This is a genomic window from Paraburkholderia sp. CNPSo 3281, assembly GCF_024206515.1.
Lineage (GTDB): Bacteria > Pseudomonadota > Gammaproteobacteria > Burkholderiales > Burkholderiaceae > Paraburkholderia > Paraburkholderia nodosa.
The window spans coordinates 15608-31404 of record NZ_JAMBPS010000070.1; the positions used below are offsets into that span (position 1 = coordinate 15608).

General features: G+C 65.8%; 15 protein-coding genes and 1 tRNA gene. 14 read left to right on the top strand and 2 right to left on the bottom strand.

Annotation, left to right across the window (positions count from 1 at the left end; translation table 11 throughout):
- The first annotated feature begins 226 nt into the window (after positions 1 to 226).
- The 4 genes from def (at position 227) to htpX (ending at position 3553) form a co-directional block, all read left to right on the top strand.
- Entirely contained in the window at positions 227 to 730 is a 504-nt protein-coding gene (def, locus tag M3I56_RS36060) for a peptide deformylase (RefSeq protein WP_254358047.1), read from the top strand.
- Between the two features lie 63 nt (positions 731 to 793).
- Positions 794 to 1789: a methionyl-tRNA formyltransferase gene (gene fmt / locus M3I56_RS36065; protein WP_254358048.1), complete on the top strand. Its 996-nt coding sequence runs from the start codon at positions 794 to 796 to the stop codon at positions 1787 to 1789.
- Between the two features lie 125 nt (positions 1790 to 1914).
- Positions 1915 to 2568 carry a LysE family translocator gene (locus M3I56_RS36070; protein WP_254358049.1) on the top strand — a complete coding sequence of 218 codons (654 nt, stop codon included), beginning with the start codon at positions 1915 to 1917 and terminating at the stop codon, positions 2566 to 2568.
- Between the two features lie 130 nt (positions 2569 to 2698).
- Positions 2699 to 3553, top strand: coding sequence for a zinc metalloprotease HtpX (gene htpX, locus M3I56_RS36075; RefSeq protein ID WP_254358050.1), 855 nt, complete (start codon positions 2699 to 2701; stop codon positions 3551 to 3553).
- A gap of 54 nt (positions 3554 to 3607) precedes the next feature.
- Here htpX and M3I56_RS36080 read toward each other — a convergent pair whose 3' ends face one another.
- A complete protein-coding gene (locus tag M3I56_RS36080) occupies positions 3608 to 4792 on the bottom strand; it encodes a hypothetical protein (protein WP_254358051.1) in 1185 nt (394 codons plus the stop codon).
- A gap of 233 nt (positions 4793 to 5025) precedes the next feature.
- On the opposite strand from M3I56_RS36080, the gene rsmB reads away from it, so the two are divergent.
- The 10 genes from rsmB to M3I56_RS36130 all read left to right on the top strand — a co-directional run bounded on the left by rsmB (position 5026) and on the right by M3I56_RS36130 (position 14438).
- A complete protein-coding gene (rsmB, locus tag M3I56_RS36085; protein WP_254358052.1) occupies positions 5026 to 6564 on the top strand; it encodes a 16S rRNA (cytosine(967)-C(5))-methyltransferase RsmB in 1539 nt (512 codons plus the stop codon).
- A complete protein-coding gene (locus tag M3I56_RS36090; protein ID WP_028203218.1) occupies positions 6561 to 7154 on the top strand; it encodes a DUF4390 domain-containing protein in 594 nt (197 codons plus the stop codon). The genes rsmB and M3I56_RS36090 overlap by 4 nt, the downstream gene beginning before the upstream one ends.
- Positions 7144 to 9564, top strand: a complete 2421-nt coding sequence (locus M3I56_RS36095; RefSeq protein ID WP_254358053.1) for a PAS domain-containing sensor histidine kinase — start codon at positions 7144 to 7146, stop codon at positions 9562 to 9564. The genes M3I56_RS36090 and M3I56_RS36095 overlap by 11 nt, the downstream gene beginning before the upstream one ends.
- Positions 9565 to 10266 carry a response regulator transcription factor EsaR gene (gene esaR / locus M3I56_RS36100; protein WP_254358054.1) on the top strand — a complete coding sequence of 234 codons (702 nt, stop codon included), beginning with the start codon at positions 9565 to 9567 and terminating at the stop codon, positions 10264 to 10266.
- A 94-nt stretch (positions 10267 to 10360) separates the two neighbouring features.
- Positions 10361 to 10436: transfer RNA gene (locus M3I56_RS36105), tRNA-Phe, on the top strand.
- Between the two features lie 246 nt (positions 10437 to 10682).
- The gene (gene queC / locus M3I56_RS36110; protein ID WP_254358055.1) at positions 10683 to 11414 is read left to right on the top strand and encodes a 7-cyano-7-deazaguanine synthase QueC; all 732 of its coding nucleotides are present in this window, start codon (positions 10683 to 10685) and stop codon (positions 11412 to 11414) included.
- A gap of 156 nt (positions 11415 to 11570) precedes the next feature.
- Positions 11571 to 12203: a 7-carboxy-7-deazaguanine synthase gene (gene queE / locus M3I56_RS36115; protein ID WP_254358056.1), complete on the top strand. Its 633-nt coding sequence runs from the start codon at positions 11571 to 11573 to the stop codon at positions 12201 to 12203.
- 31 nt (positions 12204 to 12234) lie between these two features.
- Positions 12235 to 12678 carry a 6-carboxytetrahydropterin synthase QueD gene (gene queD / locus M3I56_RS36120; RefSeq protein WP_028203213.1) on the top strand — a complete coding sequence of 148 codons (444 nt, stop codon included), beginning with the start codon at positions 12235 to 12237 and terminating at the stop codon, positions 12676 to 12678.
- A gap of 228 nt (positions 12679 to 12906) precedes the next feature.
- Positions 12907 to 13689: an HpcH/HpaI aldolase/citrate lyase family protein gene (locus tag M3I56_RS36125; RefSeq protein ID WP_254358057.1), complete on the top strand. Its 783-nt coding sequence runs from the start codon at positions 12907 to 12909 to the stop codon at positions 13687 to 13689.
- Positions 13686 to 14438, top strand: a complete 753-nt coding sequence (locus tag M3I56_RS36130; RefSeq protein WP_254358058.1) for a tetratricopeptide repeat protein — start codon at positions 13686 to 13688, stop codon at positions 14436 to 14438. The genes M3I56_RS36125 and M3I56_RS36130 overlap by 4 nt, the downstream gene beginning before the upstream one ends.
- Before the next feature lie 99 nt (positions 14439 to 14537).
- Here the strand turns inward: M3I56_RS36130 and rodA are convergent, their stop codons facing one another.
- Positions 14538 to 15704, bottom strand: a complete 1167-nt coding sequence (rodA, locus tag M3I56_RS36135; protein WP_035512622.1) for a rod shape-determining protein RodA — start codon at positions 15702 to 15704, stop codon at positions 14538 to 14540.
- Between the last annotated feature and the right edge of the window lie 93 nt (positions 15705 to 15797).

The window sequence follows — 15797 nt, forward strand, 5'->3', positions numbered from 1 at the left end:
ATACACCGTGGCGTCTTTACCCGTGGCATTGCGCGCACGCCTTCGCGCGCAGCGCGTCCGCACGGGCGATAAGCGCGTTCAACGTTGAATTGCGGCCCTTTCGTCCGAATATGAGGAGATATCCTCCGTATCCGGCCTGGGACCCGCAAGCTGGCCGAATGGCCAGGCCGCGCATCGTTCCCTGTTCCTGGCTCTTTCAGGCGCCCAACGAGAAACCCGTCAAATCATGGCTCTACTGCACATTCTTCATTACCCGGACAAGCGTCTGCACAAGGTCGCGAAGCCGGTCGAGGTGGTCAATGACCGCATCCGCAAACTGGTCGCCGACATGGCCGAAACCATGTACGCCGCGCCGGGCGTCGGTCTCGCGGCCACCCAGGTCGACGTGCATGAGCGCGTCGTGGTGATCGACGTTTCCGACGCGCACGACGAACTGCGCGTGTTCATCAACCCGGAAATCATCTGGTCGAGCGACGAGCGCGAAGTGCATGAGGAAGGCTGTCTTTCCGTGCCGGGCATCTACGATGAAGTCGAGCGCGCGGAAAAGGTGCGCGTGCGCGCGATGAACGAAAAGGGCGAGACCTACGAGATCGACTGCGAAGGGCTGCTCGCCGTGTGCATCCAGCACGAAATGGATCACCTGATGGGCAAGGTGTTCGTCGAATACCTCTCGTCGCTCAAGCAGACGCGCATCCGCAGCAAGATGAAGAAGCTCGAACGCGCGATGTAAGCGCGATCCGCGCCGTCTCTTTCTTCATCAACCCGCCTTCAGCGAACTGAGCACCGAGCGCCCATGAGCCACACCCTTCGCGTCATCTTCGCCGGCACGCCGGAATTCGCCGCCGCGGCGCTCGCGGCGATTCACGAAGCGGGCTTCGCCGTGCCGCTCGTCCTGACCCAGCCCGACCGCCCGGCAGGCCGCGGCATGAAGCTCCAGGCAAGCCCGGTCAAGCGCTATGCGCAGGAGCACGGCATCGCCGTCGCCCAGCCGCCGTCGCTGCGCCGCACGGGCAAGTACCCGCAGGAAGCCGCCGCGGCGCTGGATATGCTGCGCGCCACGCCGCACGACGTGATGGTGGTCGCGGCTTACGGGCTGTTGCTGCCGCAGGAAGTGCTGGATATCCCGCCGCGCGGCTGCATCAACATTCATGGATCTATCCTGCCGCGCTGGCGCGGCGCGGCGCCGATTCATCGCGCGATCGAAGCCGGCGACGCCGAAACCGGCATCACGCTCATGCAGATGGACGCGGGGCTCGACACCGGCCCGATGATCTCCGAGGTGCACACGCCGATCGCGCCGGGCGACACCACGGCGACGCTGCACGACCGCCTCGCGCAACTCGGCGCAAAGCTGATCGTGGACGGGCTCGTCGCGCTCGAGCGCGACGGTGCGCTGCCCGCCACGCCGCAGCCGGCAGAAGGCGCGACTTACGCCGAAAAGATCGGCAAGCAGGAAGCCGCGCTCGACTGGCGCCGGCCAGCGGTGGCGCTCGCGCGGCAGATTCGCGCGTTCGACCCGTTCCCAGGCGGCGCGGCCACGCTGGACGGCGCGCAGCTCAAGCTGTGGGCCGCCGAGCCGGTAGCGCGTCCGGCGGGCACCGCCGGCGAGCCGGGCGAGATTCTCGAAGTGAGCCCGGCGGGTGTGGTGGTGGCCTGCGGCGAGGGCGCGCTGCGCCTCACGCAGCTGCAAAAGCCGGGCGGCAAGCGGCTGCCCGCGCGTGAATTCCTGGCTGGCATGCAGCTGGCGGCGGGGCAAAGGTTCCAGTTGCCCGAGACCCCAGCGGCCTGAGCCAGGGCTCGCGCCATGGCCTGGACGCCAACGGCTGAAAACGACCGTGAGGTCAAGTGCCGCGCGGTTCCCGGCGCGCTAGAATCAATGACGTTTGAAGCGCGTTTTTCGATTTTGAGGTTGTCATGCTCGGCATTACCCATTTCGGTTTCTTCGTCGTCGCCGTATTTCTCCTGAACGTGACGCCGGGGCCCGACACGGCCTATATCGTCGGCCGCAGCGTCGCGCAGGGCCGCGGCGCGGGCCTCGTTTCCGCACTGGGTATTTCGGCGGGCTGCTGTGTGCACACGCTCGCCTGCGCGTTCGGTTTGACCGCGCTGCTCGCGGCGTCGGCCACGGCGTTCACGGTCATCAAGATCGTCGGCGCGATCTATCTTGTGTATCTCGGCGTGCGCCTCGTGCTCACGAAGCACGAGGCCAAGCCCGCCGCCGAAGGCGCCGCGCCAGCCACGCCGCCTGCGGCCGCGCCGCGCCCGCTGCGCCAGCTGTTCGTTGCGGGTTTCTGCACCAACGTGCTCAACCCGAAGGTGGTGCTGTTCTTCGTCTCGTTTTTCCCGCAGTTCGTGACCACGGGGACGGAGCACAAGGCCCTCGCTTTCCTCACGCTCGGCGCCGTGTTCTTGCTGATGAGCACGGTCTGGAACAGCTTCGTCGCGTGGGTGGCGGGCAGCGTCACGCAGCGCTTCTCGGGCAAGCCGGGCGTGAAGAAGTGGCTCGACCGCACGGTCGGTTCGGCGTTCGTCGGGCTGGGCCTGAAGCTCGCGACCGCCACGCACTGAGATTGAATTTTTCGCATCCGCCCATATCTAACAAATCGCTTACAATGCGCTCGCCTGGCGCTAGCTGACCGGCTGGCGGCGGGCGTTCAACGATCGATTTGATCCCCTCGCGGGTGAAGGAGCACAGCACATGTTCAACTGGGTCAAAACCGCGATGTTGATGGCCGCGATTACGGCCCTTTTCATCGTGATTGGCGGGCTGATCGGCGGGCATCGCGGGATGGTGCTGGCGCTGTTCTTCGCGCTCGCCATGAACTTCTTCTCCTACTGGTATTCGGACAAGATGGTCCTGCGCATGTACAACGCACAGGAAGTCGACGAGACCACGGCGCCGCAGTTCTATCGCATGGTCCGCGATCTGGCCACGCGGGCGGGCTTGCCGATGCCGCGTGTCTACCTCATCAACGAGGACGCGCCCAACGCCTTCGCCACGGGCCGCAACCCCGAGCACGCCGCGGTCGCGGCGACCACCGGCATTCTGCGCGTGCTGTCCGAGCGCGAGATGCGCGGCGTCATGGCGCACGAGCTGGCGCACGTGAAGCATCGGGACATTCTCATCTCGACCATCTCGGCCACCATGGCCGGCGCGATCTCGGCGCTCGCCAATTTCGCGATGATCTTCGGCGGCCGCGACGAAAACGGCCGCCCGGCGAACCCCATCGCGAGCATTGCCGTGGCGCTGCTCGCGCCGATCGCGGGCGCGCTGATCCAGATGGCGATTTCGCGTGCGCGCGAATTCGAGGCGGACCGCGGCGGCGCCGAGATTTCCGGCGATCCGCAGGCGCTCGCCTCGGCGCTCGACAAGATCCACCGCTACGCGCAGGGCATTCCGTTCCCGGCGGCCGAACAGCATCCGGCCACGGCGCAGATGATGATCATGAATCCGCTTTCCGGCGGCGGCTTGCAGAACCTCTTTAGCACGCACCCGGCCACGGAAGAGCGCATCCGCCGCTTGATGGAGATGGCTGCTGGCGGCGGACGCTAAAGCGACGACCGGTGACGGGTAACAAAAAAACGCCTCTTCGGAGGCGTTTTTTATTCAGCCTGTCGCCGCGGCGTCGCCGTCCACGTGTCGAGCGACCGCTCGGGCCGAAACCCGCAATGCCCGTTGACGCAGCGAAACCACGAAGAACACGAAATAAACGCCGATGAACCAGGACACGTCGAGCGCGTAGTACACGTGCCCGAACTTGACGACGATCCACGCGGCGATGAACGTCAGTGGTACGGCGTAGAAAAACACGCGATCCATCCGGTTAGCGTCGTTGCTGCTCTGGAAGAGCGAAACGTAGCAGCACGCAAAAAACGGCGCGATGTCGTATTCCTTCATTCTCGGATTCAGCGCAAGACAGAACGCGAGCACGTAGAACAGCCTGCCCGGCACGCTTTCGTTTTCGGCAACCATCAGCCGTCGCCCGCGCAATGGATTGACCGCGTACGCGAACAGCGCCACGACCACCAGTTCGTAGAACAGGACGTCCTCCAGGGTCGATAACGCGCGCACGTGTTGTTCGAGTATCCCGAACAGCACGAGCCCGGAATCGTTCTGGGCGAGCATCTGCCAGCGCAGCACGGTTTCGAAGTCGGTCCACAGACGCGGTTCCAGCGCGAGCTGCGCGATGGTTGCGAGCGCAACACACAAGGGCACGGCGAAGAAGTAACGCGTGCCTTTGGGGATAAAAAAGAACACGACGGCGTAGGTCAGGAAATAGATCTTGATGGAGGCAAACAGGGCGATGAAAAAAGCCAGCGCGCAATACTTTGCCGTCGCGTTGCCGCTTTGCTGCGAAGAATGCGGTGAAGCGTTCCGCGAAGCCGCATAAAAAAGCGCAATGATCAGCAAGTGGCCGAAGATCGCGAAATTCCCCGTGAGCATGCCGCCCACGCCTGCGCCGCCGGTCAGAAACCCCAACGCACCCGCGACGACGAAATCCGCATGCCGGATGCTGTAGGCGAGATAGATCAGCGACGCGACAACGAATGCCAGATAGAGCCAGTGAAACGGCACGCGCGAAAAGAGATTCAGGAAGAGGGGCGGATAGACGAAGGGGAATCCGTGCGGGATATACGGGTTCGCGCCGCGCTTGAACTGATCCAGCGCGTACGCGTACACCTTGTAGTCCCAGAAGGGCGAGAACAGCTTTCCGCGTCCCTGCTGGTACACGGAAAAGAGCGCAACGAAGGCGAGGAACGCGAAGTCTTGTTTCTTCCCGAGTAGTTTCATGATGGCCGCTACGACGCAGGGGGAGGGGCGTTTTCTGTCGCCATCATGCGGCGAGCCGTTAGTCGGTATCCGCCAATATGTATCTCTGCGCTTTTCACCGCCGTTTGCCTGCGGGCGCGGTGCCGTCAACGGGAATCGCGCCGGCTGGCAGTGTTGCGCGCTCGCCACGCTACAATGGCTCGCTTGTGCATCATTGACGCCGCACTTCACCGCGGCCCGCATCCGGTTTCTTCATGACATCGAGCCCATCCCGGCGACCCAGCAAGCCGTCTCACGGCAAAAAGAGTTCCGCATCGCCCTCGCGCCAGCCGGGCGCAGCGCCGGCGCGCAGCCACGCCGTGCACCTGGCCCCCGAATCGCTGGGCTTTGCGCTCGACCAGGCCGCGCATGCGATCGGCGCGGTGCGCACCGGTGCGGCGCTGCCCGCCGCGCTCGCGAGCGCCTTCGCCGCCTTGCCCGCCGACTTCGCGCCGCAGGCTCGCGGTGCCGTGCAGGACATCGCGTACCGCACGATGCGGCGGCTCGGCACGGTCGACTGGCTAATCCGGCAGCGCGTGAGCAAGGCGCCGCCGCCGCTCGTCGCGAACCTGCTGGCCTGCGCGCTGGCGTTGCTCGCCGAAGACGAGGAGAGCGCGGCCTACACGCCGTTTACGGTCGTCGATCAGGCCGTGCGCGCCGTGGCTGCGCGCCGCGAGGTCGCGTTCGCGAAGGGGCTCGTCAATGCGGTGCTGCGCGGCTTTTTGCGCGAGCGCGACACCGCGCTTGCCGCAGCAGGGGCCGATGAAACCGCCTACTGGAACTATCCGCGCTGGTGGATCGACGCGGTGCGCGCCGCGTGGCCCACCCAGTGGCAGGCGATTCTCACCGCGGGCAACACGCAAGGCCCGCTTACGCTGCGCGTGAACGCGCGCCGTGCGAGCGCTGCCGAATACGTCCGGCGGCTCGCCGCTGAAAACATCGCCGCCACGCAGATCGGCGAACACGCCGTGCGTCTCGCCGCTGCGTTGCCGGTGGATCGCATCCCCGGATTTCTCGCGGGCGACGTGTCCGTGCAGGACGCCGGCGCGCAAGTGGCCGCGCAAATCCTCGACGTGCGTGACGGCATGCGCGTGCTCGACGCGTGCGCGGCACCCGGCGGCAAGAGCGGCCATCTGCTCGAGCTTGCCGACATCGACCTGGTTGCGCTCGAAAGCGACGCCACGCGCGCCGCGCGCATCGGCGAAAACTTCGCGCGCCTCGGTTTTACGCAAGACGATCCCGCGCACCCCATGCGGCGCGCAAAGATCGTGGTCGGCGACGCGGGCAATCCTGCCGCGTGGCACGACGGCGAAGGCTTCGATCGCATCCTCGCCGACGTGCCGTGCTCGGCCTCGGGCATCGTGCGCCGCCATCCGGACATTCGCTGGCTGCGCCGCGAGAGCGACATCGCGGCGCTTGCCGCCGAGCAGCGCCGCATCGTCGATGCGCTGTGGCCGCTCGTGAAGCCGGGCGGCGAACTGCTCTACGTGACCTGCTCGATCTTCCCCGAGGAAGGCGAGGCGCAGGCGCGCCGGTTTGAAAGCACCCATGCGGATGCGGTACGATTGGACGCCCCGGGGCAACTGCTGCCCGAGGCGTTCGGCGCGCCGGCCCGTGGGCCAGAAGACGGCGCAGCCGGCGAGGCGCGGCACGAGGCCGCTGCAACGGCCGAAGTGACGACAACTGGCTTTCCCGTTCCCGATCGCACCGCAGATCACGACGGATTCTTCTACGCGCGCTTTCAGAAACGGTGACCATCAAACGCTTCTTCCCGCTGCGGTTCGCGGCCCTGATCTGGCTGATGCTTGCCGTCGTCGGCCTGGTGGCCGCCGCGCCGGCTCGCGCCGACTCGATCTCGGTGCAGCGCGCGTCGCTCCAGGCCGACAGCAACGGCTGGAGCCTCGACGCCCGTTTCGACTTCGACCTCAACAGCAGCCTGGAAGACGCGGTCAACAAGGGCATTCCGCTTTACTTCACCACCGACTTCGAGCTCACGCGCGCGCGCTGGTACTGGTTCGACGAACAGCCGGTGAGCATTTCGCAAAGCATTCGCCTGTCGTTCCAGCCGCTCACGCGCGAGTACCGCGTGTCGAGCGGCGGTCTGCAGCTCGGCTTCTCGACGCTCGCGGACGCGCTCGCGGTCATCAAGCACGTCACCTCGTGGCACGTGATCGACCGCAACGACGTGCATGCCGGCGAAACGTACACGGCCTCGGTGCGCATGCAGCTCGACGTCGCGCTGATGCCCAAGCCGTTCCAGATCGACGCCGTGAACAACCGCGACTGGAACCTCGCTTCCGACTGGAAGCGCTTCAACTTCACGGTGACCGAACGTGCTAGATAAAGTACGCCGCGCCACCAGCTTCAGCAGCGTCGTCGTCAAGCTGCTCGTCTCCACCGTCGCGTTCACCGCGACGCTGCTGCTCGTCCTGCTCGCCGCGGCGAGCGCGAACACCGAGTTCTTCGACCGCTACTACGGCTGGCTCTACGCGGCCAATATCATCGTCGCGCTGATCTTCCTGTCGGTGGTCACGGCGCTCATGATCGTGATCGTCGTGCGCTTGAGGCGCGGCAAGTTCGGCACGCGGCTGCTCGCCAAGCTCGCGTTCTTCTTCGCGCTTGTGGGCGTGGTGCCGGGCGGCATCATCTATATCGTTTCGTATCAGTTCGTCTCGCGCTCGATCGAGTCGTGGTTCGACGTGAACGTGGAAACCGCGCTTACCGCAGGCTTGAATCTCGGCCGCGGCATGCTCGACGCCTCGCTCTCCGACCTGCAAACCAAGGGCCGTCTGATGGCCGAGCAGATCGCGAGCGGCGACGCCGCGGGCACGACGCTCACGCTCCTGCGTGCGCGCGACCAGTTCGGCGTGCAGGACGCGATGATCGTCGAGCCGGTGCGCAGCATGTCGGGCGCGGCGCCCGACATGCACGTGGTGGCGCAGGCGTCGAGCAACTTCTCGTCGCTCATGCCCGCCGACATGCCTACGTCGCTCATGCTCGATCAGGCGCGCGGGCGCGGCTATGCGGCGATCGAAGGCGAAGTGGACGGCGACCCGCATCAGCTTGGCTCGAAGGGCGCGCTTCGATTGCGCGTGGTCACGCGCATTCCCGATGCGAACACAACGGATCTGCAGCCGGTCGAGCGTTTCCTGCAACTCGAGCAGCCGGTGCCGTCCGCGCTCGCGCGCAATGCCGACGCCGTGCAGCGCGCGTATCGCGAGTATCAGGAGAAGGCGCTGGGCCGCACGGGCCTGCGCAAGATGTATATCGGCACGCTCACGCTCGCGCTCTTCCTCGCCACCTTCGTCGCGATGATGCTCGCGCTCGCGCTCGGCAACCAGCTTGCGAGGCCGCTCTTCCTGCTCGCGCAGGGCACGAAGGAAGTGACGGAGGGCGACTACACGCCCAAGCGCGAAATCAAGTCGCGCGACGAACTGGGCTTCCTTACGCAGTCGTTCAACGCGATGACGCGCCAGCTTTCCGAAGCGCGCCAGGCCGTGGAGAAGAACCGCGTCGCGCTCGAGCATTCGAAGGCGTACCTCGAAAGCATTCTCGCGAACCTCACGGCGGGCGTGTTCGTGTTCGACCGGCAGTTCCGCCTCACGACGGCGAACCCCGGTGCCGAGCGCATCTTCCGTCAGCCGTTCCAGACGGAGCTCGGCGTCGCGCTCGATCATATCGGCGCGCTCACGGAGTTCGGCGCGATGGTGCGCAAGGCCTTCGCCGATCAGGAAGCTTCGCGCGGCGATGGCGATCGGGAGCGCGGCCACTGGCAGCAGCAGTTCTCCGTGCCGATTCCGGGCGAGACCGATCCGCTCACGCTGCTCGTGCGCGGCGCGCGCCTCGTATCCGACACGGGCCGCGACGCGGGCGACATGCAGACCTCGGGCTACGTGGTGGTGTTCGACGACATCTCTGACGTGATCTCGGCGCAGCGCTCGGTCGCGTGGGGCGAAGTCGCACGGCGTCTTGCGCACGAGATCAAGAATCCGCTCACGCCGATCCAGCTCTCGGCCGAACGCCTGCAGATGAAGCTCACCGACAAGCTCGCGCCAACCGACGCCGAAGTGCTCAGGCGCGGCGCGACCACCATCGTCAATCAGGTCGCGGCGATGAAGCAGATGGTCGACGACTTCCGCGATTACGCGCGTACGCCGCCGGCCGTGCTCGCGCATCTGCAGCTCAACGATCTCGTGAGCGAAGTGCTCACGCTCTACGGCGCGGAAGAAGGCAAGAGCGCGATCAAGGTCGAGCTCTCCGACTTGCCGGTGATACGCGGCGACGCGACGCAATTGCGCCAGGTGATCCACAACCTGCTGCAAAACGCGCAGGACGCAGTGGCCGATACGCAGAATCCTCGCGTGACGCTCGAGACCCGCGCCGTAGAATACGGAGACCCCGACGCGCAAGGCCGCACGCACGTGGCGGTGCGTCTCACGGTATCGGACAACGGCCCGGGTTTCCCGGCGCGCATCCTCACGCGCGCGTTCGAACCCTATGTGACGACCAAGGCCAAAGGAACAGGACTCGGGCTTGCGATGGTCAAGAAGATCGTCGACGAGCACGGCGCGCGCATCGACATCCGCAATCGAATGAGAGCGGGCGACGCGATCGAAGGCGCGCAGATCTCGATTCTCTTTCTCCAGTTGGCAGACGATGCCGCCACGCCCGGACCCGGCCGATCCGGGGAGGGGCAGGCGCGTGCCGAAGCGGAGCAGGGGTCAAAAGCAACAGTGCAGACAAGGGCAGCGTAAATGGCAACCATCCTGGTGGTAGATGATGAAATGGGCATCCGGGAATTGCTCTCGGAGATCCTCAGCGACGAAGGACACGTCGTGGAGCTCGCGGAAGATGCGCAACAGGCGCGCGACTTCCGGCAGCGCCACGTGCCGGACCTCGTGCTGCTCGATATCTGGATGCCGGACACCGATGGCGTGACGCTGCTCAAGGAATGGGCCGCGCAGGGGCATCTCACGATGCCGGTCATCATGATGTCGGGGCACGCGACCATCGACACCGCCGTCGAGGCGACGAAGATAGGCGCGCTCAACTTCCTCGAAAAGCCGATCGCGCTGCAAAAGCTGTTGAAGGCGGTCGAGCAGGGGCTCGCGCGCGGCACGGCCGCGCCGGTCGCGCCGGCCACATCGGCGGCGGCTGGGAAGACGGCTGCGGGCGGACCGGCGGTCGTGGCATCGGCAGCGGCGCTGCCGGTGCTGGGCGCCGACGGCGTGCATGGCATGCAGGCGGGCGCGGCCACGCAAACCGCATCGATCTCGTTCGACATCCCGCTGCGTGATGCGCGCGATGCGTTCGAGCGCGCCTACTTCGAGTACCACCTCGCGCGCGAGAACGGCAGCATGACGCGCGTGGCCGAAAAAACGGGGCTTGAGCGTACGCACCTGTATCGCAAGCTCAAGCAGCTCGGCGTGGACCTCGGCAAGAGCAAGGGCGAATGAACGTGTGAAAGTGAGCGGCGTGGCCAGACGCATCAATTTTGTGAAAGCCACTTGGCAAACGCCACATTCATCGCTATAATCTTTTTTCTTCGTTGGCCCGGTAGCTCAGTTGGTAGAGCAGCGGATTGAAAATCCGCGTGTCGATGGTTCGATTCCGTCCCAGGCCACCAGAATGTAGCCCCAGGAGATCGTTCGATTCCTGGGGCTTTTTCGTTGTGCTCATTGTCTTGCGGTTCGCATTCCAGACATCGGCGGTATCCAGGGTATAAGGGTGCGCCGATGCCCGTGTAGAGGCCCCGACCTATACTGCATGAGCCGGCGCGGGGGTTGTCCCTGCCGGTCCGCCCGGGCGCATCGAGCAACACAAGCCAGCAACGAAGGCATTCGCGCGGAAACCTCATACACGGAGTTTCACGGTGACTCGAACAGAAGCCAAGGGCGCGCTCGTACTGTTTTCCGGCGGCCAGGATTCGGCCACGTGCCTTGCATGGGCGCTCGACCGCTACGAGAGCGTCGAAACGCTCGGCTTCGATTACGGCCAGCGTCATCGCGTCGAACTGGAATGCCGCGAGGGCTTTCGCGCGGCGATCGCCAGCACGTTCCCCGAATGGGGCGAGCGTCTCGGCGACGATCACATGATCGATCTGTCGGTGCTAGGCTCGATCAGCGACACGGCCATGACGCGCGAAATCGAGATCGAAACCGCCGCGAGCGGCTTGCCGAACACCTTTGTGCCGGGCCGCAACCTGATGTTCATGCAGATCGCTGCGGCGATCGCTTATCGTCGCGGGCTCAAGGTGCTCGTGGGCGGGATGTGCGAAACGGACTTCTCGGGCTACCCCGACTGCCGCGACGACACGATGAAGGCGCTGCAAGTGGTGCTCAATCTCGGCATGGACACGCGCTTCCTGCTGGAAACGCCGCTCATGTGGCTCGACAAGGCCGATACATGGCGGCTCGCCGAACAGCTGGGCGGCGAAGCGCTGGTGGACATGGTCCGCGTGGAAACGCACACCTGCTACGTGGGCGAGCGCGCCGAGCTTCACGCGTGGGGCTTCGGCTGCGGCGAGTGCCCGGCGTGCAAGTTGCGCAAGCGCGGGTATGAAGCGTATCTCGCCGGCGAGAACGTGACGGAAGCCCCGGTCTGAGCGTGAGCCTCGGGCCGCACGCGTGACTTTTGCGGTGAAGAATATGGCCAGGGCCGCGCACGGGCGGCGCGCCCCCCGCCGACACGATGATTTCGCGCCCGAGATCAACCGGCTTTGCACGCGCCTTGCGCGCATGAGCCAGAACCAGGCTGCACGATGACTTACGCGGTAAAGGAAATTTTCTACACGTTGCAGGGCGAGGGCGCGAACGCCGGGCGTCCGGCCGTGTTCTGCCGGTTCGCCGGCTGCAATCTCTGGTCGGGCCGCGAGGAAGATCGCGAGCAAGCCGTTTGCCGCTTCTGCGACACCGACTTCGTCGGCACCGATGGCGAGAACGGCGGCAAATTCCGCACGCCGGAAGCGCTCGTCGCGAAGATCGCCTCGCTGTGGCCAGAAGGCGAGGGCAACCGCTTTGTGGTGTGCACGGGCGGCGAGCCGATGCTGCAGATCGACGCGCCGTTCGTCGACGCGCTGCACGCCGCCGGTTTCGAGATCGCGATCGAAACGAACGGCTCGCTGCCGGTGCTGGAAACGATCGACTGGATCTGCGTGAGCCCCAAGGCCGACGCGCCGCTCGTCGTCACGAAGGGCAACGAGTTGAAGGTTGTCGTGCCACAGGAAAACCAGCGTCTCGCCGACTACGCGAAGCTCGATTTCGAGTATTTTCTCGTGCAGCCCATGGACGGCCCATCGCGCGACCTGAACACGAAGCTCGCCATCGACTGGTGCAAGCGCCATCCGCAATGGCGCCTGTCGATGCAGACCCACAAATACCTGAACATTCCCTGATTCACGCGAATTTACCTAAAGAAGCGCCGTGCTGACGATCACCCGAAAACTCGAATTCGACGCGGGCCACCGCATCCCCGACCACCGCAGCCAGTGCCGCAATCTGCACGGCCATCGCTACGTGCTCGAAATCACGCTGGAAGGCGACCTCGTCGAAACCGAGGGCGCGCCCGACCGCGGCATGGTGATGGACTTCGCCGATGTGAAGTCGCTCGCGAACCAGCATCTCGTCGATCTGTGGGATCACGCGTTCCTCGTCTTCGCGGGCGACACGCAGGTGCGCGGCTTTCTCGAAACGCTGCCGGGCCACAAGACGGTCGTGATCGACCGCATTCCGACCGTGGAAAACCTCGCCGCCATCGCGTTCGACATTCTCGCGAACGTGTACGACGCGCACTATGGCGTGAATCTGCGCCTGCACAAGCTGCGCCTGTACGAGACGCCGAACTGCTGGGCCGAAGTCACGCGCGACTGACGCGCGCAGGGCCCCGCCTCACCCTCGCTCCGGCGGCCCGCGCAAGGCGGGTTTTCCGTGCCGACCGCCAGGTTTTTGTCGCGGTATGATCATTGCCGCAAGGCCTGCGCATCCCCGCGCGCGGCCCGACAAACACATAACGGAGCGAGACCTGCCGGCTGCCGCGCTGCCGGGCGACACCGCCCGCGCCTGGCGCGTGCGCCCGGCAGTCTCGCCGGGAGCACGGCGATGAGCACCTTCACCAATCCCCTCAAGGAACGCCTCAAGGAGGCGGACCCGCTATTCGGCCTATGGCTGTCGATGGGCAGCGAGACCGCCGCCGAGGCGCTCGCGCACGCCGGCTTCGACTGGCTGCTGATCGACATGGAGCACACCCCCAACGACAGCGCCGACACCATCGCGCAACTGCGCGCCATCGCCGCCGCGCATCTGCCCACCGAGCCCGTGGTGCGTCTGCCCGACAGCGAGCCGTGGCTCGTGAAGCATGTGCTCGACGCGGGCGCGCGCACGGTGATGTTCCCCAACGTGGCCTCGGCTGAAGAAGCGGCGCGCGCCGTGAGCCTCACGCAGTACCCCGATGCGCGCACGCCCGGCGGCCAGCGCGGCGTGGCGGGCGCGGTACGCGCGGCGGCCTACGGCATGCGCCGCGATTATCTTCAGGGCGCGAACGCGCAGATCGCGACGATCGTGCAGATCGAGTCGGCGGCGGCGCTGGCCGAAGTCGAGCAGATCGCGCAGGTGCCGGGCGTCGACTGCCTGTTCGTGGGTCCCGCCGATCTGGCAGCGAGCCTCGGCCATCTCGGCGACTCGAAGCATCCGGACGTGGTTGCCGCCGTGCAGCGCATCGTTGCGGCCGCGCGCGAGGCGGGCGTCGCAGCGGGCATCTTCGCAATGGATGCGGCCGGCGCCAGGCAGTATCGCGAGATGGGCTTCAGCTTCATCGCCTTGGCCGCCGACGTGATGTGGCTCGTGCGCGCGACACGCCAGGCGCTCCAGGAGGCGAGATCATGAAGCGTCCGAAAGCGCTTTTGGGGCGGCATTTCGAGCGGCATTTTGAACGGATCGCGCGCGCGCTCGCCATCGGCTGTTTCGCGGCCGCGGCGCTCGGCGTGAGCGGCGTGGCGGCAGCCGCCGACGCCGCTAGCGCCACCGAGGGCGCGGAAGCCGATCCGCAAACGGCCAACGCCGTTGCCGACTACAACGCGGGCAGTCTCAGCGCGGCGCGCGCCGAGTTCCAGGCGGCGGCCGAGCGCGGCAACCGGCTGGCGGAGTTCAACTACGCGATGATGCTCGTGAACGGCGAAGGCGGGGCCGCCGACGTGGGCGAGGGCCGCAAGTGGCTGCGCAAGGCGGCGGACGCGAACATGTCGCACGCGCAGTACGTGTACGGCAAGATGTACGACGACGGCGACTTCGTCGAGCGCGATCCCGTGCAGGCGCACCAGTGGTTCCTCAAGGCGGCCAAGCAGGGCCATGTGCAGGCGGAGCTTGCGCTCGCGAACCAGTACCTGGACGGTCGCGGCACCACGCGCGACAACAAGCAGGCGTTCTACTGGTACAAGAAGGCCGCCGAGGGCGGCGACATGACCGCGCAATACGTAACCGGCTCGTTCTACGAGCGCGGCGGCGACGGTGTACCGAAGAACCTCAACGTCGCACGCGCGTACTATGCCGCGGCGGCGGCCCAGGGCGATCCCGTGGCGCGCCTGAAGTATCAGCAGTTGAGCGCGCAGCTGATGAAGTCGGTGCCCACGCAGTAAGCGCCAGAAAGCGACCGCCGAAACGAAAACGCGCCGGACAATGCCGGCGCGTTTTTTTGAAGTACTGCGATCGAGCGGGCATAGCCGCCCGCCGTACCCTCAACTCTGCATCAAACGCTTCTGGCGTCCCACGCTCATGATGAGTCCGATCGCCACGCCGAGCGTGGTGAGCGCCGTGCCGCCATAACTCATGAATGGCAGCGGCACGCCCACCACGGGCAGGATGCCGCTCACCATGCCGATGTTGACGAACGCATAGGTAAAGAACGCCATCGTGAGCGAACCGGCCAGTAATCGCCCGAACAGCGTCGCGCCGTTCGCGGCGATATAGAGCCCGCGCGCAATCAGACACATGTAGAGCGTGAGCAGCACGAGGCCGCCCGCCAGGCCGAACTCTTCGGAAAACACCGCGAAGATGAAATCGGTGTGCTTTTCGGGGATGAACTCCAGGTGCGACTGCGTGCCCTTCAACCAGCCCTTGCCGAGCGGGCCGCCCGAGCCGATCGCGATCACGGCCTGGATGGTGTGGAAGCCCTTGCCGAGCGGATCGGAGGTCGGGTCGAGCAGCGTGCAGATGCGGTGCTTCTGGTAGTCGTGCATGAGCGGCCAGTTCACCTGCGGCTGGCAGATCTTGTCCTGGAACGCCGCGATCGAGGCCACGGCGATCACGCCCGCGATCAGCACCGGCACGATCAGCTTGAACGAGAGCCCCGCGAAATAGATGACGAAGAGGCCCGACGCGAACACGAGCACTGCGGTGCCGAGGTCCGGCTGCTTGGCAATGAGCCCCACGGGCACGAGCAGGATCACGAAGCCGACGACGAAGTCGTACCAGCGCATCACGCCTTCGCGGCGCTGGTAGTACCAGGCGAGCATGAGCGGCGTGGCGATCTTGAGGATTTCCGAGGGCTGAATCACGACGCCCACGTTGATCCAGCGCTTTGCGCCCTTGCGCGTGAGGCCGAATAGCGCCACGGCAACGAGCAGCGCGATGCCGAAGGTATACATCGGCACTGCGAAGCGCATGAGCGTGTTGGGCGGGACATTGGCGAGCGCCCACATCAGCACGAAGGTGAGCATGATGTTGCGCAGCTGGTCTTCCACGCGGCCCGGCACGTCGAGGCTCGCGCTGTACAGCGTGACGATGCCCACGCACAGCAGCAGGAACACAGTGAGCGCGAGCGGGCGGTCGAAGCCGAGGAACATCTTGCGCAGCGTGTCGAGCACGGCGCGCTTGTCGATCTTGTCGAACTGGAGGAAAGGCATAGTGACTCCTTACTCGTCGATGCCGCCCGTTGCGGGCTTGGGCGGCGGTGCGAGCGTGGCCGCGTCGCTCGCGCTGGCGGGGCGGCCACGCTC